General features: G+C 25.1%; 20 protein-coding genes. 14 read left to right on the top strand and 6 right to left on the bottom strand.

The genetic code is table 11. The features are described 5' to 3' along the window. The first annotated feature begins 16 nt into the window (after positions 1–16). From T324_RS0112940 to T324_RS0112930, 3 genes are all read left to right on the top strand, one after another. A complete protein-coding gene (locus tag T324_RS0112940; protein ID WP_028330641.1) occupies positions 17–658 on the top strand; it encodes a class I SAM-dependent methyltransferase in 642 nt (213 codons plus the stop codon). Positions 659–820: 162 nt separating this feature from the next. After that, the gene (locus tag T324_RS0112935; protein WP_028330640.1) at positions 821–1582 is read left to right on the top strand and encodes a hypothetical protein; all 762 of its coding nucleotides are present in this window, start codon (positions 821–823) and stop codon (positions 1580–1582) included. Between the two features lie 65 nt (positions 1583–1647). Next, positions 1648–2253: a rubrerythrin family protein gene (locus T324_RS0112930; RefSeq protein WP_028330639.1), complete on the top strand. Its 606-nt coding sequence runs from the start codon at positions 1648–1650 to the stop codon at positions 2251–2253. Between the two features lie 63 nt (positions 2254–2316). On the opposite strand, the gene T324_RS0112925 is transcribed toward T324_RS0112930, so the two are convergent. Next, positions 2317–3489 (bottom strand): NAD(P)-dependent alcohol dehydrogenase, encoded by a 1173-nt coding sequence (locus tag T324_RS0112925; protein ID WP_028330638.1) that lies wholly within the window; start codon positions 3487–3489, stop codon positions 2317–2319. A 223-nt stretch (positions 3490–3712) separates the two neighbouring features. On the opposite strand from T324_RS0112925, the gene T324_RS0112920 reads away from it, so the two are divergent. Together T324_RS0112920 and T324_RS0112915 are read left to right on the top strand one after the other, a co-directional pair. Continuing rightward, the gene (locus T324_RS0112920) at positions 3713–4006 is read left to right on the top strand and encodes a hypothetical protein (protein WP_038375275.1); all 294 of its coding nucleotides are present in this window, start codon (positions 3713–3715) and stop codon (positions 4004–4006) included. A 146-nt stretch (positions 4007–4152) separates the two neighbouring features. Continuing rightward, positions 4153–4887, top strand: a complete 735-nt coding sequence (locus tag T324_RS0112915) for a Bax inhibitor-1/YccA family protein (protein WP_028330636.1) — start codon at positions 4153–4155, stop codon at positions 4885–4887. A 150-nt stretch (positions 4888–5037) separates the two neighbouring features. Here the strand turns inward: T324_RS0112915 and T324_RS0112910 are convergent, their stop codons facing one another. Then, positions 5038–7353, bottom strand: a complete 2316-nt coding sequence (locus T324_RS0112910) for a BspA family leucine-rich repeat surface protein (RefSeq protein ID WP_028330635.1) — start codon at positions 7351–7353, stop codon at positions 5038–5040. 1149 nt (positions 7354–8502) lie between these two features. Here T324_RS0112910 and T324_RS0112905 point away from each other — a divergent pair. The 7 genes from T324_RS0112905 (at position 8503) to T324_RS0112875 (ending at position 15284) form a co-directional block, all read left to right on the top strand. Continuing rightward, a complete protein-coding gene (locus tag T324_RS0112905; RefSeq protein ID WP_028330634.1) occupies positions 8503–8919 on the top strand; it encodes a hypothetical protein in 417 nt (138 codons plus the stop codon). 96 nt (positions 8920–9015) lie between these two features. Next, positions 9016–9447: a hypothetical protein gene (locus T324_RS0112900; protein WP_028330633.1), complete on the top strand. Its 432-nt coding sequence runs from the start codon at positions 9016–9018 to the stop codon at positions 9445–9447. A 20-nt stretch (positions 9448–9467) separates the two neighbouring features. After that, positions 9468–10982 (top strand): ankyrin repeat domain-containing protein, encoded by a 1515-nt coding sequence (locus T324_RS0112895; RefSeq protein ID WP_028330632.1) that lies wholly within the window; start codon positions 9468–9470, stop codon positions 10980–10982. Between the two features lie 8 nt (positions 10983–10990). Beyond that, positions 10991–11500 carry a hypothetical protein gene (locus T324_RS0112890; protein ID WP_028330631.1) on the top strand — a complete coding sequence of 170 codons (510 nt, stop codon included), beginning with the start codon at positions 10991–10993 and terminating at the stop codon, positions 11498–11500. 143 nt (positions 11501–11643) lie between these two features. Beyond that, entirely contained in the window at positions 11644–11898 is a 255-nt protein-coding gene (locus T324_RS0112885; protein WP_028330630.1) for a hypothetical protein, read from the top strand. A 120-nt stretch (positions 11899–12018) separates the two neighbouring features. After that, positions 12019–13092, top strand: coding sequence for a PDDEXK-like family protein (locus T324_RS17370; RefSeq protein ID WP_245580718.1), 1074 nt, complete (start codon positions 12019–12021; stop codon positions 13090–13092). Positions 13093–13919: 827 nt separating this feature from the next. Next, positions 13920–15284, top strand: coding sequence for an MATE family efflux transporter (locus T324_RS0112875; protein ID WP_028330629.1), 1365 nt, complete (start codon positions 13920–13922; stop codon positions 15282–15284). Here the strand turns inward: T324_RS0112875 and hisD are convergent. Together hisD and hisG are read right to left on the bottom strand one after the other, a co-directional pair. Beyond that, positions 15281–16555 (bottom strand): histidinol dehydrogenase, encoded by a 1275-nt coding sequence (hisD, locus tag T324_RS0112870; protein ID WP_028330628.1) that lies wholly within the window; start codon positions 16553–16555, stop codon positions 15281–15283. The two genes, T324_RS0112875 and hisD, sit on opposite strands and share 4 nt — an antisense overlap. A gap of 10 nt (positions 16556–16565) precedes the next feature. After that, on the bottom strand, positions 16566–17186 hold the full coding sequence (gene hisG / locus T324_RS0112865) for an ATP phosphoribosyltransferase (RefSeq protein ID WP_028330627.1): 621 nt from the start codon (positions 17184–17186) through the stop codon (positions 16566–16568). Positions 17187–17439: 253 nt separating this feature from the next. On the opposite strand from hisG, the gene T324_RS18805 reads away from it, so the two are divergent. Next, the gene (locus tag T324_RS18805; RefSeq protein WP_281171819.1) at positions 17440–17568 is read left to right on the top strand and encodes a hypothetical protein; all 129 of its coding nucleotides are present in this window, start codon (positions 17440–17442) and stop codon (positions 17566–17568) included. On the opposite strand, the gene T324_RS0112855 is transcribed toward T324_RS18805, so the two are convergent. Further along, the gene (locus T324_RS0112855; protein ID WP_245580717.1) at positions 17565–18701 is read right to left on the bottom strand and encodes an ATP phosphoribosyltransferase regulatory subunit; all 1137 of its coding nucleotides are present in this window, start codon (positions 18699–18701) and stop codon (positions 17565–17567) included. The genes T324_RS18805 and T324_RS0112855 overlap by 4 nt on opposite strands. A gap of 167 nt (positions 18702–18868) precedes the next feature. On the opposite strand from T324_RS0112855, the gene T324_RS0112850 reads away from it, so the two are divergent. Further along, on the top strand, positions 18869–20614 hold the full coding sequence (locus tag T324_RS0112850; protein WP_028330625.1) for an RNB domain-containing ribonuclease: 1746 nt from the start codon (positions 18869–18871) through the stop codon (positions 20612–20614). Positions 20615–20650: 36 nt separating this feature from the next. Here the strand turns inward: T324_RS0112850 and T324_RS0112845 are convergent, their stop codons facing one another. Continuing rightward, the gene (locus T324_RS0112845; RefSeq protein WP_028330624.1) at positions 20651–22453 is read right to left on the bottom strand and encodes a methyl-accepting chemotaxis protein; all 1803 of its coding nucleotides are present in this window, start codon (positions 22451–22453) and stop codon (positions 20651–20653) included. Between the last annotated feature and the right edge of the window lie 86 nt (positions 22454–22539).

The following is a 22539-nucleotide window of genomic DNA, read 5'->3' as shown; positions in this document are numbered from 1 at the left end:
TGGAAGTGCAATATTTATGAATAATAAAAAATCAATAATAATAGAACATTATATAGACAAAGTTAAGGATTTGAATATACCCGATTATGAGGTTTTAGATTGGGAATCTAAAGATGCTCAGGAAACTAGATTTAAGGCGTTATTAGATCATTTTGATATTAGAAAGTCTGTTTTACTTGATGTTGGGTGCGGACTTGGAAATCTAGCAGAATATATAGACAGACATAATATTAGTCTTTATTATATTGGTGTTGACATAGTATCAGAGATGGTTGAAAGGGCAAAGAAGAAGGTTTTTAAAAATATTACACCTCAATTTATGACTATGGATTTTTTTAAAACTTCAGATATAGAAGATGATTTTGATTATATATATTCTTCTGGTATATTTAATCTTAATCTTGGAAACAATGAAGAGTTTTTAGCAGATGCTGTAAAAAATTTTTTAGTTGCTGCTAGAAAGGGAGTATGTTTCAATCTATTAGATATTTCATGTAAAGAAAAATATGGAGACAAATATTATTACTATAAAAAAGAAGATATATTCAAAATGGTTTGCGATAGAGTAAAAGAGTTAAATTTGCAATGCAAGATAAAGATATCTGATGATTATTTAGCTAATGATTTTTCTGTATTCATAGATTTTTTGCAGGATTAATGTAAAGAAATTACAAATCTAATAAAAACTTGGGCGGGTGTGCGATTCATAATTAAACAATAAAGATACTGCAAATTAAAAATTCTTATAAATCAATAAAGAATAAAGGGTGGGGTATGTTATTAAAATTTTAATGGCATAATTATTAATAGGATATAAAATATGAAAAAATTGTTTTTTATAACATCATCATTTTTATTATTTTTTGCAAATGTTTTATTTTCACAATTTGATGCTAGTATATACGCTCCGTTATCTTTTACATCAACATTTCCTATTTTAGATATCAAAAATGCTAGTGTGAATAATATTAAAGGAAACAGTAGTTTTTCGTCAGGTGTTATAGCAAACTTCGGACATAAATTTTCTATAAAGGACGGAAAATATGCAATAAGTCTTTTAACAGAGTTTGGATATTACAGACAAACATTTTCGGCATCATATTATTATTCTTCTATTGATTTTAAAGATAGTTTATCATTTGATACATTATTGGTAGGTATTATACCTAAATTAAATATAGATTTAAAAGATTGGCTAACTTCAATAAATCCTGATTATAATATAAAAACTATATTAAGTATAGGTATTGGTTTTGGAATGAAAATACCTTTTGGAGGAACTGCAGAAAGTTATATTGATAATACAGGGGCCGATAAAAAACTTTCTTTTGATGATATAAATAAAAATTTTACTTATCCTATTATACCATATATAAAATTGCAAGTTGATGATTATTTTTATTTTAATGAATATGTGGCATTTTTATTTGGTGTTAGTATTTCTTATGATTTTGGTATATTTTATGATATTAATTACCTTGATACTCAATTAGGAACCCCATTATTCAGCAGCTTTATAAATAAATATGGTTTCAGCGGTTTAGAAATCTCTTTTAATTTGGGATTAAAATTTGGAAATTAATTTTAACAAAATAAATAATAAAATGTTTTTAATGTTAAATTAATAACAAATATGGAGTAATCGTTATGTTAAAAAAATTATTGCTTATTTCTATTTTTTTGATTTGCAGTTCTTTTTTATACTCACAAACAGTTAAAACTACTTTAGAAGCTGTATCAGAGGCTTATAGTAATGATATTAATTCATCTTTTATGTATGCAAAATTTTCTATGGTTTCAAAAGATAAATCTTTAAGTAATTTATTTTTAGTCATTTCTGATTCAAAATCTTGTCATGCTAATATTTTATATGATGTATCTATTCAAGAAAAAATAACAGATACTATTTTAAAAGCACAAGTAATTGATCCTAAAGTTGGAACAGATATTGAAAATTTAAAAGCTGCAATATCAATGACTTCTTATGAATATACTAAAATGTATCCTGATTTATTAAAAATAGTAAATAAAGATAATAAAAAAGAAATGTCAAATGAAATAAATAGAATGATTAAAGTTGAAAAATTAAATAATGATTTATTTACTAAAGCTATTAATGATTTAGAAAATAATAAAGCAATAACAGATAAATATTATCTATGTGAAAATTGCGGTTATGTAGAGACTAATTCTGCACCTGATAAATGTCCTATATGCGAACGGGCTAGAAATACATTTAAAGAATATAAGTAATTAATAAAAATAAAAGGCTGAAAGTTTTATACTATCAGCCTTTATTTTTATATAGAATTATTTTTATTTGCTTATAGTTCTCATATCTATTACATATCTGAATTTTACTTTTCCGTCAATAACATTTCTATATGCATCAGATATTGTTTGTGCATCTGCTTTTATTATTTCTACAGTAGGATATATATTATTTTCTACTGAATAATTAAGCATTTCCTGAGTTTCTTTTATTCCGCCTATTAATGAACCGAATAATTTTTTACTTCCATGTTGTCCAATCATAGCGGTAAGTGTAGGCATTTTTGAACTTCTAGGAAGCCCCAATAAACACATAGTACCTCCTCTTTTAAGCATACGCATATACATATTAACATCATAATATGCAGGTATAGTGCTTATAATATAATTAAGGCTATTATCATTATTTTTTAATTCATCTGGATTATTTACATTAATATATTTTACTGCTCCCATATTTACGGCATCCTGTCTTTTATCTTCTGTTATATCAAAAACAGTAACTTCTGCTCCTAATTTAACAGCATATTTTACAGCCATAGATCCAAGTCCTCCGAAACCAGCTATACCTATTCTATCTCCTTTTTTTACGTTCATTGCTTTTATTGGGGAATAGGTTGTAATACCGGCACATAGAAGGGGAGCTACTTTATCTAATTGAGCATTATTAGGTATAAGAATTGCAAAATCTTCTGATACAACTATATTATCAGAGTATCCACCTTGAGTAATTTCATTGCCGTGAAATCTATCTCTTGAACCGTAAGTATAAACTGCTCTGTTCCAACAATACTGTTCTTGATTATCTAAACAGCTTTCACATCTTCCGCATGAATTAACCATACATCCAACTCCAGCCAAATCTCCTACTTTAAACTTTGTAACCTCATCTCCTACCTTTACAACTCTTCCTGCTATTTCATGCCCAACTACAAGAGGAGTATTACTTGATTTGCCTTCTACAACATGTATATCACTATGGCATATTCCAGCATAATATATTTCTATTAAAACATCTTTTTTTCCTACTGGATGTCTTGTGAATTCATGATATTGAAACTTCATATCTGATGAAACGGCAGCAAAACCTCTTGATTTAACTCTTCCGTCTTCATTAATATAAGATTCTGCCGATTTTTGCGTTTGTGCATTCAAGTAGTTATTGAATGAAAGAGTATATAATATTACAGCAATAGTTGTTAGTATGGCTTTCTTCATTTATTACCTCCGTTTATAAATATATTTTTAAATTATATTATATTATCTAACTAAATTCTATATATTATATTTCGATATATTTACTTTTTTCAATATATATTATTATCTAGTAAAAATGCAATTCTATTTAAAATAGTTAGTTATTTTAATATACTATAGTATTTTTATTTTGTTATTATATAATAATAAATTAGATAAAAACAATTTTGGGGGTTTTTGAAAAATGGAAAACGAAAAAGCAAATAAAAAAATTAAGTCATTTCCTATATTATCAGTTTCTATATTTACTATTATAATTGCTATACCTCTTACTATTCTTATTTATAATCTCAAATTAGAAAATGCTTCTTTCCTTCCGAACACTTTTTCTAAATATGCTGTATCTTTTTTAATAGCTTTTATAATAACTCAGCTAATAGCAGCAATTCTTCATAAACTTATATTACTTATTTTGGCTTTAATTGGTATACTTATTGTAAGGAAAATAGCAGAAGATGAGAAAAACAAACAAATTTAATTTTTTATTATTAAGATATAATATTTGTTTTATTAATAATTTTATTATATAAATAATCAAAAGAAATATTACTTTACACTAGTATTTTATTTAAGTTATTATATAATAATAAATCAAATAAAAATAATTTTGGAGGTTTTTGAATTATGGCAAATCCAGTTTTATCAGATAAGGCATTTAATTATGCATCAAGTTACGAAAATGAAAATACAATGACTGTTAATGGAGCAATTAACAAATCAATAATACTTACATTAGTATTGATACTTTCAGCTATGGTAAGTGTATTCTTTGTTTTGGCCTCTAATCCTGGTCTTCTTTATCCTGCTGCTTTAGGATCATCTATAGGTGCTTTTGTTTTAGCTTTGATAATGACTTTCAAAAAAGAATTATCTAAAGTATTTTCTATACTTTATGCTATACTTGAAGGTGTTGGTATAGGTGCTGTTTCTTATGTTTTTAATGCTGCTTATGAAGGTATAGTTGTTCAGGCTGTATTTCTTACTTTTTTAGATTTATTTATAATGTTGGTATTATACAGATTTAGAATAATAAGAGTAACTGAAAAATTTAGAAGTGTAATAACTGTATCTACATTATGTATAGGTCTTGTATATTTAGCTAATTTTATAATGTCATTCTTTGGTGCTAGAATTCCTTTCTTGTATGGTTCAAGTCCTTTAAGTATTGGTATTAGTATTGTAATAGTTCTTATTGCTTCATTTAATTTACTTTTGGATTTTGACTTTATGGAGAAAGGTGAGCAGTATAATATGCCTAAATACTTTGAATGGTATGCTGCTTTTGGGCTTCTTGTTACTTTAGTATGGCTTTATTTAGAGATATTAAAACTTTTATCTAAAATAAGAAGCAGAGATTAAAAATTACATAATTGAAGTTAAAGGCATGCATATAATTTATGTATGCCTTTTTATTTGCATTATAAATATTATTAGGGGGGGGTGGGCGGGCTGAATAAATCAATAAAAAAATATTTAATGCTTTTATAAAATAATGTAAACCTTAGTTATTTAATTAAGTCTAAAATCCCATATCATAAATATTAATAAAGTATATATAAATCTATTTGACACTTCTTTATTTTCATTATTTGTAAATTCAATATTTATTCTAACTTTATCTTTATAATCTGCCTCTCCATCAATTTGAGCTTTTATTGTAAAAGTATCTCCATCATTAAGAGTCAAAGCATATTCTTTAATTGTTCTATATTCTGTATATAAAGGAAACATACCGTATCTCATTCCAAACGCTTTGAAAGTACCGTAAGCAATTTCTATATTTTGAAGTTTATCTATTTCATTTTTCAAATTATTTTTATCAATATTTATTATGCTTAATTGATTTATAGGCTGTGATAATTCATAATCTTCTAATTGATCTCTCCATTTTTTTATTATTTCATCTTCCATTTCAATAGGACTTGCCAAACTAATAAAAGTATCATTATCAATTTTTACTTCCTCATCATTACTATTTGTATAGCTTCCATCACCTGTATATCTGAATGTAGTTATAAAATTATTACTATTGTCATATAAACTCCATATAAGGGATAAGTCAAATTTATTCATAATTGTATTATCAATAAATACTTCTTTGAAAAAATCATAATCGTATTTATCTCCTGCAATGAGTAATTGATTTAATATATATGAGAATTTTTTTATCATATTAGAAACTTGTTCTCTTATATTTTTTATTTCTTCTTTTTTGTTTTCATCTAAATTTCTTGGAATGGATTTTAATATTTTATTTTCTTTTATATCGAATATACTTACAGAATAATCATTGTTTAGTATTAATTTATAATTTTCATCAATAATTTTTTCACTCTCTTTATCGAAACCTATATTTGAATTGTATTTCAATTCTAAATTATAAAAAGGAGTTTTTTTATCCTTTGCAATTTCTATTAAAATATCTAAAGCATTGTTTTTTACAGCCATTTTTTTAGCATTATTATATATATTAAATAGTATTTTTATAGTGTATTCATTTTCTTTATTTAAAGATAGTATTTTAAAAAATAATTTTGATTCGCCGTCCTTTTTGTATATTTCTTCTAATGCTTCATATCCTCCATATAATCCGTAAATTAATTGTGCTGTTTCTTTACCTGTTTCTTTATAAATATTATAAGCAACTCTCAAAAAACTTTCTTTATCAAGTAAGTCTATAATAGAGTCAATTTCAATAATACGATAAATATATTTTTTTAATTCTAAGTATTTTAAATATATGTATTTTATTAGTTTTATATTAACTTCTCTTGATTTATCTTTTATTAGTACTCTAGATTCTTTTATAAAATCAACTTTCTTTTCATCTTTTTTATTGAAATTATTTTCAGCATAATTCTCTGCTTCTTCTATACTTTTAAAAATTTTGCAATCCGATAAATCTTTTAATTCATTATAATAAGTATTTTCTAATTTTCTTTTGAAGGCTATTATTTTTTTATTTTTACTTTCGGAAGATATTTTGTAAATCTCTTTCAAATTGTCTTTTATAATATCATTACCGTAATAATTATCATCTAATACATGTAAATATAAAGTCAATTTTAAATTTTTAAAATTCTTAAAGTTGTTACAGAATTGAAAAATATTTTCCATTGAATTAACTTGACTTATATCCCAATTTTCTAAAGAACTGTATTGATTAAAATTATAAGTACCTCCAAACATGTAGCTCATATTTTTTACTTTTGAAGTATTCCATTTATCAAGAGGCTGATTAAACTTTGAAGCAAGATAAAACATATATGATGTATCTTTAACATTTGATATATCCCAATCATTTAAAGGCTTATTAAACTCTGAAGCCTGTGAAAACATACAATACATATTTTCAACATTAGATACGTTCCAACTATTAAGAGTCTGATTAAATTTGCTGCATCCATGAAACATATAACTCATATCTTTTACATTCTCAACATTCCAAGATGAAATATCCTGATTAAATTCCATAGCATCATAAAACATATAATTCATAATTTTCACTTTATGAACATTCCAATTATTAAGAGGCTGATTGAATTTAATTGCATACCTAAACATATACCCCATATCTTCTACATTAGAAACATTCCAATTATTTATATTATGATTAAATTTACGGGCAAAAGAAAACATTGAGTTCATACTTACTACATTAGAAGTATCCCAAGTTTCTATTCCTGAAAAATCTTCTCTTTCGCTTCCTGAAAATAATCCGCTCATATCCTTAATAAGACTTGTATCTATATCGCCTAAATAAATACTTTCATCTTGTACTATTTCGTATAATTCTTTTAAAATTTCTGGTTTGTATTTATGCATATATTTATCCGTAATTTTTATTTTAACAGTATAATATATTTATTTAAGAATTTCTATTAACTAAATAGATATTGATCTTTTACCTATTTTAACGCACGGTTAGTAAAATTTTATATATAATGAAAATTGTGATTTATAATTAATATATACCTAAACAACTATATTTTGTCAATTTTAGTTTTTTCAATTTTATTGTTTCTGGTGGCTTTGCCCCCACACCCCCACTTCTTTTGCGACCGAAGGAAGTGCCTGTGGTATTGCCACAAAGAAGCAAAAAGGCTACATTTAGGCTTTAATTTAATAAACTATATTACATATAAGACAATTTTAGTATGATTTAGTACTAATTTTTTACACTTGCACTTTTTGGTTCTTTTTGCGGCGGGAAAAAGAACAACAAAAAATTGACAAACTTAAAAATTTTTAGTATATATTATAAATTTGGTATGCGTGCGGTAAAGATACAATAAATTTAAAAAAATCTTGGGTGGGTGTCATAATAACAAAGTAAAATGAAAAAGAAAAGTAATACAAAAATCACAAATGGGATTGAAAATATAAAGGGCGGGCAAATGTAATTAAATTTTAAAACTTTTATTACATACCCCGCCGCTTAATATTTATAGTTTATTTTGAAATTCTAATTTTTATTTATTTCTTTATTAAATCAGAAAATAAAGCACCTGCCCAAGTTTCTGTTAGAATTAAATTCTATTAAGATACGAATAGCTGATTATTTTTCATAGTTAATATTTTAATTATAACTATCATTAATTTTTTGTTTTTCACTATTCTGAAGTTTTTGAATTTTTAAAACGCTTCAATTCCTTGTTATTGGAGGTGGGAATATCGTCTTATAACGGACTAATATTGGAAACGCTTCAAAGCCTATTATATGAGATAGGAAATAAAATTCTTATAACAGACTGATTTTAAAAACGCTTCAAACCTCAGTAGTATTAATTTTAATAGTAAATCTAATTTCTGTAAAAAAAGTGTAAATTTATATTGCTTTAAATTTAAAATATTATATAGTATAATAAATTTATAAATACATTTAAATTCGAATTTAAATGTATTAAAGCATTTAAATTATTTTGGGTTTGTAATAATGTTTTTAATAAAAAATTAATTAAAGGAGTTTCATTTATGAACAAAAAACTATTAACAATCTTTTTGAGTATATTTTTATTAGGTGTATTATCAATGAGCTGTTCCAATAAGGATAAAACAGGTTCTTCAGGCATAGAACAATTCAACGGTAATTCCTATGTATCAACATCTGCTGTAATGCAGTCTCAATATTTCTGGGTATCAATAAAAGATTCTAAAGTTGGTATGAGTGCCGGTAGTGACCAAACATCAGAACCTCAATATCAAGGATATTTTTCTGTAACAGGTTCTGGTACTGATTATAGCTTTTCTACTGACTATTATGGAACACCAAATGCAATTAAAGGTACTTTAAAATTTGCTTCTGATGGTTCTTCTGTAACAGTTAGATTTACAAAAAATCAAGGTGCATCTGATATTGTAGGTCAAGATATTGTATGTAATAAAAAATAATAATCAATTGTATTAAAATTTAAAGGGTTTTGCTTGAAGTTTTTTGAGTGAAGCCTTTAATTTTTATTTTGAATTGTATTTAATTAGGAGCAAAAAATGAAATTAAAAATATTCTTATTAGCTTTATTATCAATATTTGTATTTATATCCTGCGAAAGCAAAGAAGAAGGGTGGTATAAAAATGTAAGTTATAAATTCTATACTAATGGTAATGAATCGCTGCTCTTTGTAGGAGATAAAGTCTTAGTAGGAGATGAAGAAACTGTAATAAATCCATTGGCTTCGATTATAACATTATTAACTACTTCTGCAAGTGAAATAAAGAGTAAAAATGAGGCTGTTTATACTATGGATTTCTTTGTTTCAAAATCATATTTAAATTTCAAATTAAATGGGAATACTCTTAATTGTTCTATAAATGGAGAAGAAGAAAACTATTATTACAATGATGAATTAACTAAAAAATATTATACAAATATAATGGAAGTAAAAAAATGGTGGGAAGAATACAGTTCTACTAATGAGTAATTATTAAATGGAGCAGATTTATGAAATTATTCAAATTATTTATTTTATTTTCAGTATTTAATTTATCCTATCTATACTGTGAGGATAGGCTCAATTATCAATTATACGAAGCATGCGAATCTGGAGATATTAAAAAGGTTAGAGAGTTAATTAGAAAAGGTGTTAATGTTAATGAAAAAAGCGATTTTATTCAGGATACTGCTTTATTGATTGCAAGCCATAAAGGATATTTTGATATAGTTAAACTTCTTATAGAAAATGGTGCTGATGTTAATCTTAATACCCCAATAAGAGATGCTATTATGAACGGGCATTATGATATAGTAAAATTATTAATAGAAAATAAGGCAGAGTATTCAAATAATTTGTTTAAGATAAGTTATATTGATAGTTATCTAAATAGATTCGTTACTGAGTCTTTAACTTCCTTAGAAATAGCAGTAAGATATGAGCATAGAGATATTGCAAAATTACTTATCAATAATAATGCCGATTATAAAAATAATGATTGGTATGCTGTTAAACTTATAACATCAAAAAATTATGATGATGTTTTTAAAACTCTTTTAGATAAAGGCATAAACATTAATTATCAATACAGCAATTATAATAATCATAGTCTATTAATGTATGCTGTAGATCAAAATTCTACAAATATAATAAAACAAATATTAGATAAAAAACCAAATTTAAAAATTACAAATAACAGCAGAAAAACAGCTATTATGCTTGCTATGGATCAGTCATACAGTAAAGGTATTATGAATATATTTTTTAATAGCTATGTATTTGATAAATATAAAACTTTAGTATCATCATATACCAATAATATTAATAATTCTGTAATAGAAGAAATAAATAATATGGTAACTAATCAAAAACTATATTTAGGAAGAGATACTAGTTTTGAAAGTAAAAATGGAAATACTAAAAGTTTTGAAAAAGGAACTTATCTTCTAAGTTTATGTACTGCATTAGAGTATTATGATGTAGCTCAGCAATTAATTGATATAGGATATTTAGATATTGATAAGAATTTTAATAATACATATCCTCTTTTATATGCTATTAATGATAATGATTTAGAAGGAGTTAAATTTCTTCTTAAAAATAATGCTCATATATATAACACTGTAAATAATGATTATGGATATTATGAAAATACAACATTAATGTATGCTATAGAAAAAGGCAATAAAGATATAGTTAAAGCTCTTTTATCAAAAAAAATATCTTTAAATGAAAATGATGGTAAAGAATTATATTTAGCAGTAAAAGACAATAAATTAGAAATAGCTAAGCTTCTTATTGAAAATAAGGCAGATGTAAATACAAGATATGATAATAAAACATATTTAATGATTGCAGCAGAAAATAATAATAAAGAAATGGCAGAACTCCTTATTTCTAAAAAAGCGGATATTAATACTAAAGTTTATGATAATAAAACAGCTTTGCATTATGCATTTGATAATAATAATTTTGAAATGTATGATTATTTAAAAAGTAAAGGTGCATTGAAACAGAAGATTTAAAAATAAAAATGCAGGAATTAAAAAAATTAGAGAAAGAAAAAAGAATAAAAGAACAGGAAGAAATTGAAAGACAGAACCGCTTAAAAGAACAAGAATTAAAAAAATTAGAGGAAGAAAGACAAAGATTAATTTATGAAGCAGATAGAAGAGCATTAATAGAAAAAAATATGAATAGTATAAATATAGCAAAAGGTTTCAATACTTTCGGAATAATAACAATGATTGGAGGAGCTTTAACTGCCGCTAGTCCATTTGTATTAAATGCAGTAAACGGACAGCCTAATAATTTTGATTTTTTTGATTTCAGCAAAACTGATAAAACAAGCAAGCTAAATAGAACACTGTTTTTTACAGGTATAGGTTTATTTACAGCTGGAGCATTAACTTCTATTATTTCATCAGTTTATAAAAGCAATTTAGAGAGAAAAATATATTATTCCTTTGCTCCTATTATAAATCAAAATCAAAACGGAATATTAGATTATGGATATGTATTTAGTTTTAATTATATATTATAATTACTAATGAAAATTGTTTTATTAAATAATTTTCTATATGTTTGTAATTAAAAAAATCATTTTTTAATGAAATAAAATTATGACAGTTTTTGTCGCTATATAATATATAATTAAATCATAATTGATATTAAAGGAGGCTTTTTATGGCTCAAAATTTTTACTGTGAATACTGCGGTGCTAAATATTCTTCAATAGCTTCACTAACTAGCGGTTATTGTCTAAAGCACCCGAATGGTCCAAACAAGGGTAAGCATAAACTTTATGAAGGCGGTGAAAAGTCAGAATATTTTTGCAAGTATTGCGGGGCTAAAAACAAATCTTTACAGTTATTAGTAAATGGTTATTGTCTCAAACATCCTAATGGACCTAATAAGGGTAAGCATGCACCTGCTTTATAATTGAGAGGGATTAATGAATTATACGATTGAAGATTTAAAAAATACTTGGCAATTTCCATTTAATAGATCTAAAGAAATTATAAAAGATATTTTTTCTATTCAAAATATGTCAATAATGATATGCTTGAAAAATATCGTGATTATATCAAGAAAAATACTTTTAGTGAAGATTGTCCTTTTAATATATTTGAACTTATTTCTGATACATATTACAAAGAAAATTTTCATTCTGATATAATAGCAAAACTTTTAGAGCATGAAACGGTATTAAAATATTTTCTTGATTTTATAGATGTTGATACTTCTAAATATTTAAATAATGATTATTCAGTTGTAAGAGAAGAAAATAAAATTGATATTTTAATTAAATCTGGTATAAACTGTATAATTATAGAAAATAAGCTTAGATGGGCTAAAGATATGAATGAACAATTATCAAGATATTATAATAATTGCCTAAAAAAGAATTTAGAAGTTGATAAAATAGTATATTTATCTCCTGATACATTAAAACAGCCTACATCTCAGTCTATAAAAGATATACCAAAAGAAAAAATCAAAATCATATATGGATATGATGGAGAAGATGAAGATTTTTATACTAAAGTAATAGAAAATAGTTTAAATGATTTTATAGAAAATAATGAAGCTAAAGAATGGATATTATTAGCAGATCATTATTTAAAAATATTAAGAGAAACAGGAGTAACTAAAATGGATAAATTAACACAAGATTTTTATAAAGAAATAATAAATAATACTGATGAATACGAAAAAATAAAATTAATAGTAGATATGTATAATAATTTGATTGTAACTCGTATTAATAACTTAGTTTCAAGATTTAAAGGTGATAAGTGTAAAGAATGTTTTTACAGAGATTTTGAAAGCAAGAAAAGAGGACTTAATTATGCTATAGCCATATATGCATATAATGATTATTATAAGTTTAATTTATTTTCAAGAAGTGAAAATACAGGAGATGATCCAAAACTTATAAAAAAATGGGAGAAAGATAATAAAGATATAGAGGCTTGGCTTAAAAAACATAATTTATTTGATGATACTTTTTATTTTGACGACAGATGGGTAAAGGAATTTCAATTTCCGCAGCAGGAAAAAGAATTATACGACTTTACCGAAAAAGTTATAGAACTTCTAGAAAAAGACGTTGAAAGTATATGCAGTAAGTAAGATTTATATATTTTATCGCACGGTAAACAAAACTAAATAATAAAATTAAATGCTATTTTATTTAAATCTATAAAATCATAAAAGATTAATCTTGCGTTGAATAAGTTGTAAAGTTAATAAGAATTTGTGCGGGGGCTTTATTTTCTAATTTAATTAAAAAAGAAATTGAAGTTAATATTTTTTAAATAAGCAATATATACCTAAACAACTATATTTTGTCAAAAATAAAACTATAGTTTCTTTTTAATATATGGGGCTTTGCCCCATACCCCAGTTCTTTTACCGAGTAGGTACCTTTCGGTATTGGTATAAAAGAACCAAAACAACTGCATTTTTAACCTAAAATTAGGGTATTACACCATATTTGATAGATATTCTTAAAATATAAAGTTCTAGCAATTGCGTTTTCGCGAAGCGTGCCTGTGGCAGCAACTTTTTTGTGCGGCAAAAAAGTTGATAATTCTACATAAAGTGTATTGATTGACAAACTCAAAAATTTTCAGTATATATTAAAGTGCGGGGTATGTAATTAAGTTTTAAAAATTAATTACATTTGCCCACCCTTTAAGTTTATTAATGCATTTTGTATTTTCTGCTTTTTATTTAGAATTTAATTAGAAAATATAACGCCCGCCCTAGTTTTTAAAAAATTAGTACGAATTTACCGCACGCAGAATAATGCTATCTTATTTTATACTGATTATAATTCTAATTTTTATTATAAATAAACTACTTAACCGTGCGTTTTATAAATTTTATATTTTTCTATTTAATTAATTATCATATAGTTTATAATAGATCAAGTTTAATTTGAGGTTATAAAATATATGGCTAATCATATAGGTACAGATTTAACAGAAGAAAAAGTAGTTCCGACTCTTATAAAACTTCTTATACCAATACTGCTTTCTAATATATTAAGTGTTGTTTATAATATAGTGGACAGTATTTGGATAGGCAATATCATAGGACCTCTAGGACTATCATCTGTTGCTGTAAGTTTTCCAATAATGCTGCTTATAGGTTCTTTTGCTTTCGGTGTTAATATGGCTAACGGAGTTATAGTTTCTCAGTATTACGGAGCCAAAGATTATGATACAGTAAGTCATGTAATAAAAGTATCTACTACATTAGGAGTCATTATACTTTTTACTGTAGGTTCTTTAATGCTTATATTTTCAAGACAAATATTAGTTATAATGAATACTCCTTCAGATGCTATGGATATGGCTTTAATTTATTTAAGAATATCAATAATAGGTTTGCCTTTTGCTTATGCTTACTTTTTTATATCTTCAATACTTAGAGCTGTAGGAGATAGTGTAAGACCTTTAATATTTCTAATTGTATCATCTGTACTTAACATAATATTAGATCCTATACTAATAAAAGGTTTTTGGATAATCCCGGCTATGGGACTGAAAGGTGCTGCTATTGCTACAGTTATTTCTCAATTTACTTCTGTATTAATTAGTACAACTTATTTAAGATTTAAAAATAGTTTTATAAAGATTAATCCTTTTATATTTACATTTGATTTAGAAATGACAAAAAAAATAATGAAATTAGGCATTCCAATATCATTTAATCAATTTATAGTATCATTCGGCTGGCTTATAATTACAAGACTTATAAGCAGTTTTGGAGAGGCAGCAAGTGCAACAGTTGCTATAGTAAATAGGGTAGAGTCGCTATTTATTATGCCTATAGCTGCTTTGGGTAATGCTGTTATGACAATGTCGGCACAAAATATTGGAGCTAAAAAGATAGAGAGAGTAAAAGAAATTTTAAAAAGCGGTATTATAATAGGACTTGTAATATCATCTGTTATGAGCATATTCTCTGTTGTTAATCCTTATTTACTTATACGAATGTTTACAAAAGATATGCAGGTTTTTGAATATGCAAGAAGTTATATTTATACTATAATGCCTATATTTATTTTCTATTCTATTATGTTCGTATGTAACGGAGTAATTAATGGAGCAGGTAAAACTATTGTTATAATGGTATTTACAACTTCTACAACTCTTGTATTAAGAACATTGTTAGCATACACATTATCCCCAAAATTTGAACTTATGGGTATATGGTTTTCTATGGGTATATGCTACATAATAAATACTTTATTCAGCATGTACTATTTAAAATCAAACAAATGGCAGAAGAATGCCAATATTACTAATAATTAAAATCTCACTTTTACAGAATTGGCATGTGCTCCTAAACTTTCACGCTCAGCAAAATTAATAATATTATCTTTTACTTTGCTTAATGCCTCTTTAGTATAATAAGTTATATATGATTTCTTTATAAAGTCGTCTACTGATAAAGGAGAAGCAAATTTAGCTGTTCCGCTTGTAGGTATTACATGGTTTGCACCTGATAAATAATCGCCTAATGCTTCTGGAGTATAATCTCCCAAGAATATTGATCCAGCATTTTTTATTTTGCTTAATACAGAGAAAGGCTCTTTTATACTTATCTCTAAATGTTCAGGAGCTATTTCATTGCTTATGTATATTGCTTCATCTATATTTTCAGTTATTATTATTCTACCGTTATTTTCTATAGATTCCATTGCTATATCTTTACGGCCTAATTTTTCTAATTGTTTGTATAATTCTTCTTTTGTTTTTTCTGCTATTTCTTTAGATGTTGTTATTAATATACTTGAAGCTAATTTATCATGTTCAGCCTGAGCAAGCATATCAGAAGCTATATGTATATGATTTGCTGTTTCATCTGCTATTATTAATACTTCGCTAGGGCCTGCCACCATATCGATAGAAACCTCTCCAAATACTAATCTTTTAGCCATAGCAACATATATATTTCCTGGTCCTACTATTTTATATACTTTTGGAATAGACTCTGTACCGTAACTTAAAGCTGCTATTGCCTGAGCACCTCCTGTTTTGAATACTCTGTTTACTCCTGCTATTTTTGCTGCTGCTAATATATTATCATTTATTTTTCCTTCTTTGTTTGGAGGAGATACTAATATTATTTCCTTTACTCCGGCAACTTTAGCAGGTATTACATTCATAAGTACTGTTGAAGGATAAACTGCTGTGCCTCCAGGAATATAAACTCCAACTTTTTCTATTGGGTTTATAATCTGTCCCATTACTATTCCGTCTTCTTCATTGGTTATATAACTATTTCTTAATTGTTTTTTATGGAACTTTTCTATATTGTTATAGGCTAGCTTTAATGTTTCTTTAAACTTCTCATCAACTCTGTTATATGCTTCTTCTATTTCTTTTTCTGTTACTTCTAAATTATCTATTTCAGCATTATCAAACATTTTAGCATATTTTTTTAATGCATTATCTCCGTTTTGTTTTACATCTTCTAATATATCCTTCACTTTTTCATTAACATCATCATAGCTGAATTGACTTCTTAATAATATATCATCTAATGATTTGCATTCTTTATAATTAATTACTTTTATCATAAAACTTCCTTTATAAAACTTCTTCTATATTTTTAACTATAGTTTTTATTAAATCATTTTTAAACTTATAGCTTACTTTATTAACTATTAATCTTGCACTTATATAATCAATAATTTCTTTTATAACAGTAAGGTTATTTTCTTTTAATGTGCTTCCTGTTTCTACTATATCAACAATCACATCAGAAAGATTAAGTATCGGAGCTAATTCAATAGATCCGTTTAATTTTATTATTTCAACATCTCTGTTTATAGAGTTAAAATAATTTTTTGATATATTAACATACTTTGTAGCAACTCTTAATCTTCTTTCAATATCTTCTTTGTATCCGTTAACAGATGCCATACAAACTCTGCATTTTCCAAATTTCAAATCAAGAAGTTCATAAACATCATGATTATTTTCAAGAAGTATATCCTTTCCTACAATACCTATATCAGCAACCCCTTTTTCAACATATATTCCTACATCAGAAGGCTTTACTATTAGATACCTTACATTTTTATCTTTATTTTCAAATACTAATTTCCTATTATCTTCAAGTAATTCTTTATTTTCATAGCCCATACTTTCAAATAGACTATAAACTTTTTTTACTAATCTTCCTTTAGGCAATGCTATATTAATCATAATCTATATTCTTTAATAGTTTTAAATTTTAAAAAACATTATAATATAATAAAATATTTTTTCAAATAGTAATGTTAATATTTTTTGTTATTATTATGCTGTTTATTATTCTTTAGTGTTTATAAAAAATGAAATCTTTTCTTTTTTAAGAGTTGTATTATTATGATAATATGTAAAAAAATATTATTAATTGTATACATTTTCTTGACAATTCAAATATGATTTATATACTAAGTTAATAGGGGGTGACTATATGTCTAACAATTTAAACATGGAAACTACTAAAAAAACTTTATTAGAATCAAAACTTAATGATGGTACTATAGTAAAAGTACATCCTTTTGTAACTAAAGTAATATTATTAGATACAAAAAAGGATTAAGTTTTTTTGATTAAAGTATTATTATCAAATATATATACTTCTTTGTAATTATAATTTGTATTATAGTTATCTGTATATATATCAGTTCTTACTTTTTTACCGCTCTTTATGAATTCGTGTACTTTTGTCAATAATAATCTTTCTTCTCCGCTGTTATACAAAATGAGCATATCAAAATCGTATTCATTTTTATTAATGTTTTGTGTATACAGTTTATCTATATAAACAGCAAAACCTATAGCATTTTTTTTATTTTTTTCATTTACTTCATGGGCATTAAATTTAGCAAGCAGTTTATCATATCTTCCGCCGGATAGAACAGCATCATTATTGCCTTTTATGTATCCTTTAAATATAATACCGTTATAATATCCCAATTTACTCTCTATAGAAAAATCTATGAAAATATTTTCAAAATTATTATATAGTTCAAATACAGATGATAGAGCATTTAATTCATCATAAGCACTTTGCATTTTTTCATTTATTATTAATGTTTCTATTTTTTTTAAAACTTCTTTATAACTTCCTGAGAAATCTATCAATGATATTATAGAATCTTTATATTTGCTGCTGATATTATTATACGATAATGCCTTTTCCAAATCATGTTTATTTTTACTATATATCAGATTTAGTATTTCCATTTTTTTATCCTCTTCTAGATTTAATTCATCTATAAGAGCGAACATAAAGTCTATACTTGATATTTCTAATATATAATCATCATTTATTGATTTTAAGCTGTCTATTGCCATACTTATTATTTCTAGGTTTGAATATTTAGTTAAAGTTCCTATTATTTCTGCACCAATTTGCTGTATTTCCTCATATTCATTAGAAACTTCATCTATTTTATATATATCCTCTATATAGTATACTTTATTTGTGTATTTATCATTATCTTTTAGTATTTTTTTTACTATTGATAAAGTGACATCTGGTCTTAAAGACTGTAAATTTCCATTTAAATTCATAAATGTTAATATATGCTCTGTTTGAAGAAAATCTTTATAATTATTATATAAATTATAATCTTCAAATTTGCTTAATTTGATTTTTTTGTATCCGTATTGTTCATATATTTTTGTCAATTTGTATACTATGCTATTCTCATTTATTAAATTGTTCATAATGATGATTTCTTTTATAATAAAGTTTTATAAATATTATAATACAAAAATAAAAAAATAACCATATATAGTAATTAAATTATAATTTTCATTTTTTTATAATATTAATTTGAAATAACAGCAAAAAAAGTATATATTTATTTTTAACTTTAATGAAAAGGCGTATTATGAAAACAGTAGAAGAATTAATAAGAAAATTAATGAAAAATCAGATGGATTATAATATATTTATAAAATTCAATTCAAAAACAGCCATAGAAAAGACATCTCTTACTAATTTAATAAGAAAAGCTATAAGCGACGGATATATACAAAAAACAGACGGCAATTTGCTAAAAGTTACTAAAGAAGGCAGACAGTATATTAATAAGATAGAAGGTAAAGAAGAGGCACCTAAAACTGTAAAATCAGTAAAAGTTAATATTGATGTTAATAATGCAAAATTGGATTCTCAAATCATAGCTAAGGCATATAATATAAAATTAGATTTTAATGAAGAACTTTTGAAATTAGCTGAAGAAATAAATGATAATGCAGATTTTAACAATATAGAAGATAACAGAGTTGATTTAAGAAATATTAAAACTGTAACAATAGACAGTGAAAGTTCAAAGGATTTAGACGATGCTTTTAGTATAGAAAAATTGAATGATGATAATTATAAAGTTTATATACATATATCTGATGTAAGCCATTTTATAGAGCTTGATTCTCCGCTTGATTTAGAAGCTAGAAATAGAGGAAATTCCACCTATTTGATAGATACTGTATATAATATGTTCCCAGAAATATTATCTAATAATATAATATCTTTAAATGAAAATGTTGACAGATTTGCTTTAACTTTTATTGTAAATATAAATGGAAATGGAGAAATATTAGATTCTTCTATATGTAAGAGTATTATAAAATCTGATAGAAAATTATCTTATGATTATGTTGAAAAAATAATAAAAAAAGAGACAGAGGATGAGAGCTGGTTATTAGAATTAATAGATAATGCTTTAAATGTAAAAAATATATTATACAAAAAGAGAAAAGAGGGCAGGGGATTAGAATTTGAAGATCAAGATGTTAAAATAGTATTAAATGATGATGGAATACCTATAGAGTTTTATCCTGAAGAGAAAAAAGAATCATCTAAAATAGTAGAAGAGCTTATGGTTCTTACTAATAGCGAAATAGCAAAAAAACTTTCAAATTATGATGGTGTTATATATCGTTATCATGGATCTCCTGATGAATACAGATTTAATAATTTCAAAATATTAGCACATAATAAAGGATATGATTTAAAGCAGCTTGAAGATAAGAGTTATGATATAAAAACTTTTATAGATGAAATTAAAGGAAAACAAGATGAAAATTTATTGATACCTGTATTGCTTCGTTCAATGACGCCTTCTTCGTATAGTACAGTAAATAAAAGCCACTTTGGTTTAGGTTTCGATTATTATACATATTTTACTTCTCCTATAAGAAGATATGCTGATTTGCTTGTTCATAGAATAGTTAAAAATACTTTAATAGAAAATAATGATGCTATAGATGAAAAATTAAAAAATATTTGTGTAAATTCTTGTGAAAATTGTTCATTGCTTGATAAAACATCCAAAAAGGCAGAACGTTATATGATGCAGATAAAAGCTGCAAGATATATGAAAGATAGACTTGGAGATGAGTATTATGGAGTTATAAGCTCTATAACAAAAAATGGAATTTATGTTGAGATTGAGGGGTTAGAAATAGAAGGTTTTATAGAATCTACATATGTTGGTTCAAATTATAAATTCTATCAAGATATGCAAAGTGTATATATAGATAAAATAAAAGCTTATGAACTTGGCAATAAAGTTAAAATATTAGTAGCAAGTGCCAATATTGAAAATGGAAAGATATTCTTTTCTTTATGAAATAGTAAAAATAGGATATCATAGATGTTTCCTGTTTTATTTTAATTTAAAATATTCTATTTCATTAACTATTTCTTTACTCATACTTGATATTTCAGCACTTGATGTAGAATTTTGAGATGCTAAGCTGGAATTTTCTTGAGTTATATTATTTAATTCTCTTATAGCAGTATTCATTTGTATTATTCCATCTTCTTCTTGCATTATGGATTGTGATATATCATATAATTCTTTTTCCATATCTTTAACTAAATTATTAATATTTGATAAAATTTCAGCAGATTTATCAGCGGATTCATTACCAATTACAATTTTTTTAACAGTTTCGTCTACTATATTAGTTATATTTGTTGCAGCTTCATTTACAGTTTGTGCTAAAGCTCTTACTTCACTTGCTACTATAGCAAAACCTCTTCCTTGTTCTCCAGCACGAGCAGCTTCAACAGCAGCATTTAAAGCCAATATATTAGTTTGAAAAGCTATAGATTGTATCAATTTAGTTATTTCAGATATCTTTTTGCTAGATTCAGATATATCATGCATGTGCATAGATATTTCATTAACAGCTTCTACTCCTACAGATGTAGTTTCTATTACTTTTGTACTCATATCTTTAGCTTTTAATGAGTTAGATGATATTTCTTTTATAGAACTTGATAATGATTGCATTGAACCCGTTAATTCCTCTATAGCAGCAGCCTGAGTATTGCTTCTATCAGATAAATATTCACTGCTTGAAGATATATTTTCAATTTCTGTGTTTATTGTAGATAGATGTGAGTTTAATTTTAATACTACATCTCTAATTGTAGTTTTCATATTATTAACGTAAGCTACTAAAGAACCAGATTTATAATTTTTATTATCTGTAGAATTTTCTATTATAAAATTACCTTTTGACATCTGATCTATACTATTCATAGCCTTATCAAGCATTTGTGATATAGGTACTACAACAAATATTGCTAAAGATGTTTGTATAATTAATAATATTATCATCATTACCAATGTTATAATGAGCATTCTGCTTATTCTATTATGAATAGGATCCATTGAGCCTCTTATTACCAAATTATATGGAGTTCCTTTTAAATTTTTTATAGAATACCATTCATTTTTTACTATTTTCATTATTGATTCATTGGGATTTTCTAATGATTTTGCATCTTTAAATAAAGGTTCTTGATATATATTATATTTATCATTAAATATATAGTCTTTATTTTGATGAGACATATATAGACCATCTGATGTAATTAAATTAACTTGTTTGTCAGTTATAACCTTTTCTAATATTGTATTCATTTCCAAAAAATCTATTCCAATAACACCTTTTAATGCATTGTTAGTATATACAGCTAATGATAAAGTTATAGCTATAGCTCCGGAATTGGCATCAACATAAGGCTCAGTTATAAATATTCCATCTTTTGATATTGCTCCTTTATACCATGGTCTTGATGTTTGATCATAAGTATCAGGATATGGATTAATTGCATTTACGAAAAGTCCGCCTGTATTATATGGAATTTCATTTCCATAAAGTATATCGTATATATTTTTATTTGATTTTAATACACTTTCTAAAGTCCTTCTTATATCAGTAAATACTGTTTCATTGGCTTGGAAATATCCTCTTAATGTATACATAAGAGTATATATCTTTTCCATTTCTATTTCTATAACTAGTTCAGTATTATCCATTTCGATTAATGTATTTGTTATAAATTCTTTGGTATATATTTTTTTATATGTGAAGTATATACATATGTATGAAATTAATAAAAATACTGCAAAAGGCACAATTAATTTTAACAATAATATCTTTTTGTTCTTCATAAATAATAAATCCAACAAAACCTCATTTTATATTAATAGTATAGTAAAAAGTAATTAATATGTCAAATTGTATTATTAAATATATG

The organism is Brachyspira alvinipulli ATCC 51933 (genome assembly GCF_000518245.1).
Taxonomy (GTDB): domain Bacteria; phylum Spirochaetota; class Brachyspiria; order Brachyspirales; family Brachyspiraceae; genus Brachyspira; species Brachyspira alvinipulli.
The sequence above is the reverse complement of the archived record's forward strand: the minus strand, read 5'-3'. Positions and strand labels throughout refer to the sequence as shown.

Bases quoted from the DNA above. Each gene is read 5' to 3' on its own strand.
- T324_RS0112935 (WP_028330640.1), top strand. From the start codon at position 821: ATGAAAAAATTGTTTTTTATAACATCATCATTTTTATTATTTTTTGCA.
- T324_RS0112920 (WP_038375275.1), top strand. From the start codon at position 3,713: ATGGAAAACGAAAAAGCAAATAAAAAAATTAAGTCATTTCCTATATTA.
- T324_RS18805 (WP_281171819.1), top strand. From the start codon at position 17,440: ATGTCTAACAATTTAAACATGGAAACTACTAAAAAAACTTTATTAGAA.
- hisG (WP_028330627.1), bottom strand. From the start codon at position 17,186: ATGATTAATATAGCATTGCCTAAAGGAAGATTAGTAAAAAAAGTTTAT.
- hisD (WP_028330628.1), bottom strand. From the start codon at position 16,555: ATGATAAAAGTAATTAATTATAAAGAATGCAAATCATTAGATGATATA.
- T324_RS0112910 (WP_028330635.1), bottom strand. From the start codon at position 7,353: ATGCATAAATACAAACCAGAAATTTTAAAAGAATTATACGAAATAGTA.
- T324_RS0112925 (WP_028330638.1), bottom strand. From the start codon at position 3,489: ATGAAGAAAGCCATACTAACAACTATTGCTGTAATATTATATACTCTT.
- T324_RS0112940 (WP_028330641.1), top strand. From the start codon at position 17: ATGAATAATAAAAAATCAATAATAATAGAACATTATATAGACAAAGTT.
- T324_RS0112930 (WP_028330639.1), top strand. From the start codon at position 1,648: ATGTTAAAAAAATTATTGCTTATTTCTATTTTTTTGATTTGCAGTTCT.
- T324_RS0112855 (WP_245580717.1), bottom strand. From the start codon at position 18,701: ATGAACAATTTAATAAATGAGAATAGCATAGTATACAAATTGACAAAA.
- T324_RS0112850 (WP_028330625.1), top strand. From the start codon at position 18,869: ATGAAAACAGTAGAAGAATTAATAAGAAAATTAATGAAAAATCAGATG.
- T324_RS0112845 (WP_028330624.1), bottom strand. From the start codon at position 22,453: ATGAAGAACAAAAAGATATTATTGTTAAAATTAATTGTGCCTTTTGCA.
- T324_RS0112895 (WP_028330632.1), top strand. From the start codon at position 9,468: ATGAAATTATTCAAATTATTTATTTTATTTTCAGTATTTAATTTATCC.
- T324_RS0112905 (WP_028330634.1), top strand. From the start codon at position 8,503: ATGAACAAAAAACTATTAACAATCTTTTTGAGTATATTTTTATTAGGT.
- T324_RS0112890 (WP_028330631.1), top strand. From the start codon at position 10,991: ATGCAGGAATTAAAAAAATTAGAGAAAGAAAAAAGAATAAAAGAACAG.
- T324_RS0112885 (WP_028330630.1), top strand. From the start codon at position 11,644: ATGGCTCAAAATTTTTACTGTGAATACTGCGGTGCTAAATATTCTTCA.
- T324_RS0112915 (WP_028330636.1), top strand. From the start codon at position 4,153: ATGGCAAATCCAGTTTTATCAGATAAGGCATTTAATTATGCATCAAGT.
- T324_RS0112875 (WP_028330629.1), top strand. From the start codon at position 13,920: ATGGCTAATCATATAGGTACAGATTTAACAGAAGAAAAAGTAGTTCCG.
- T324_RS17370 (WP_245580718.1), top strand. From the start codon at position 12,019: ATGCTTGAAAAATATCGTGATTATATCAAGAAAAATACTTTTAGTGAA.
- T324_RS0112900 (WP_028330633.1), top strand. From the start codon at position 9,016: ATGAAATTAAAAATATTCTTATTAGCTTTATTATCAATATTTGTATTT.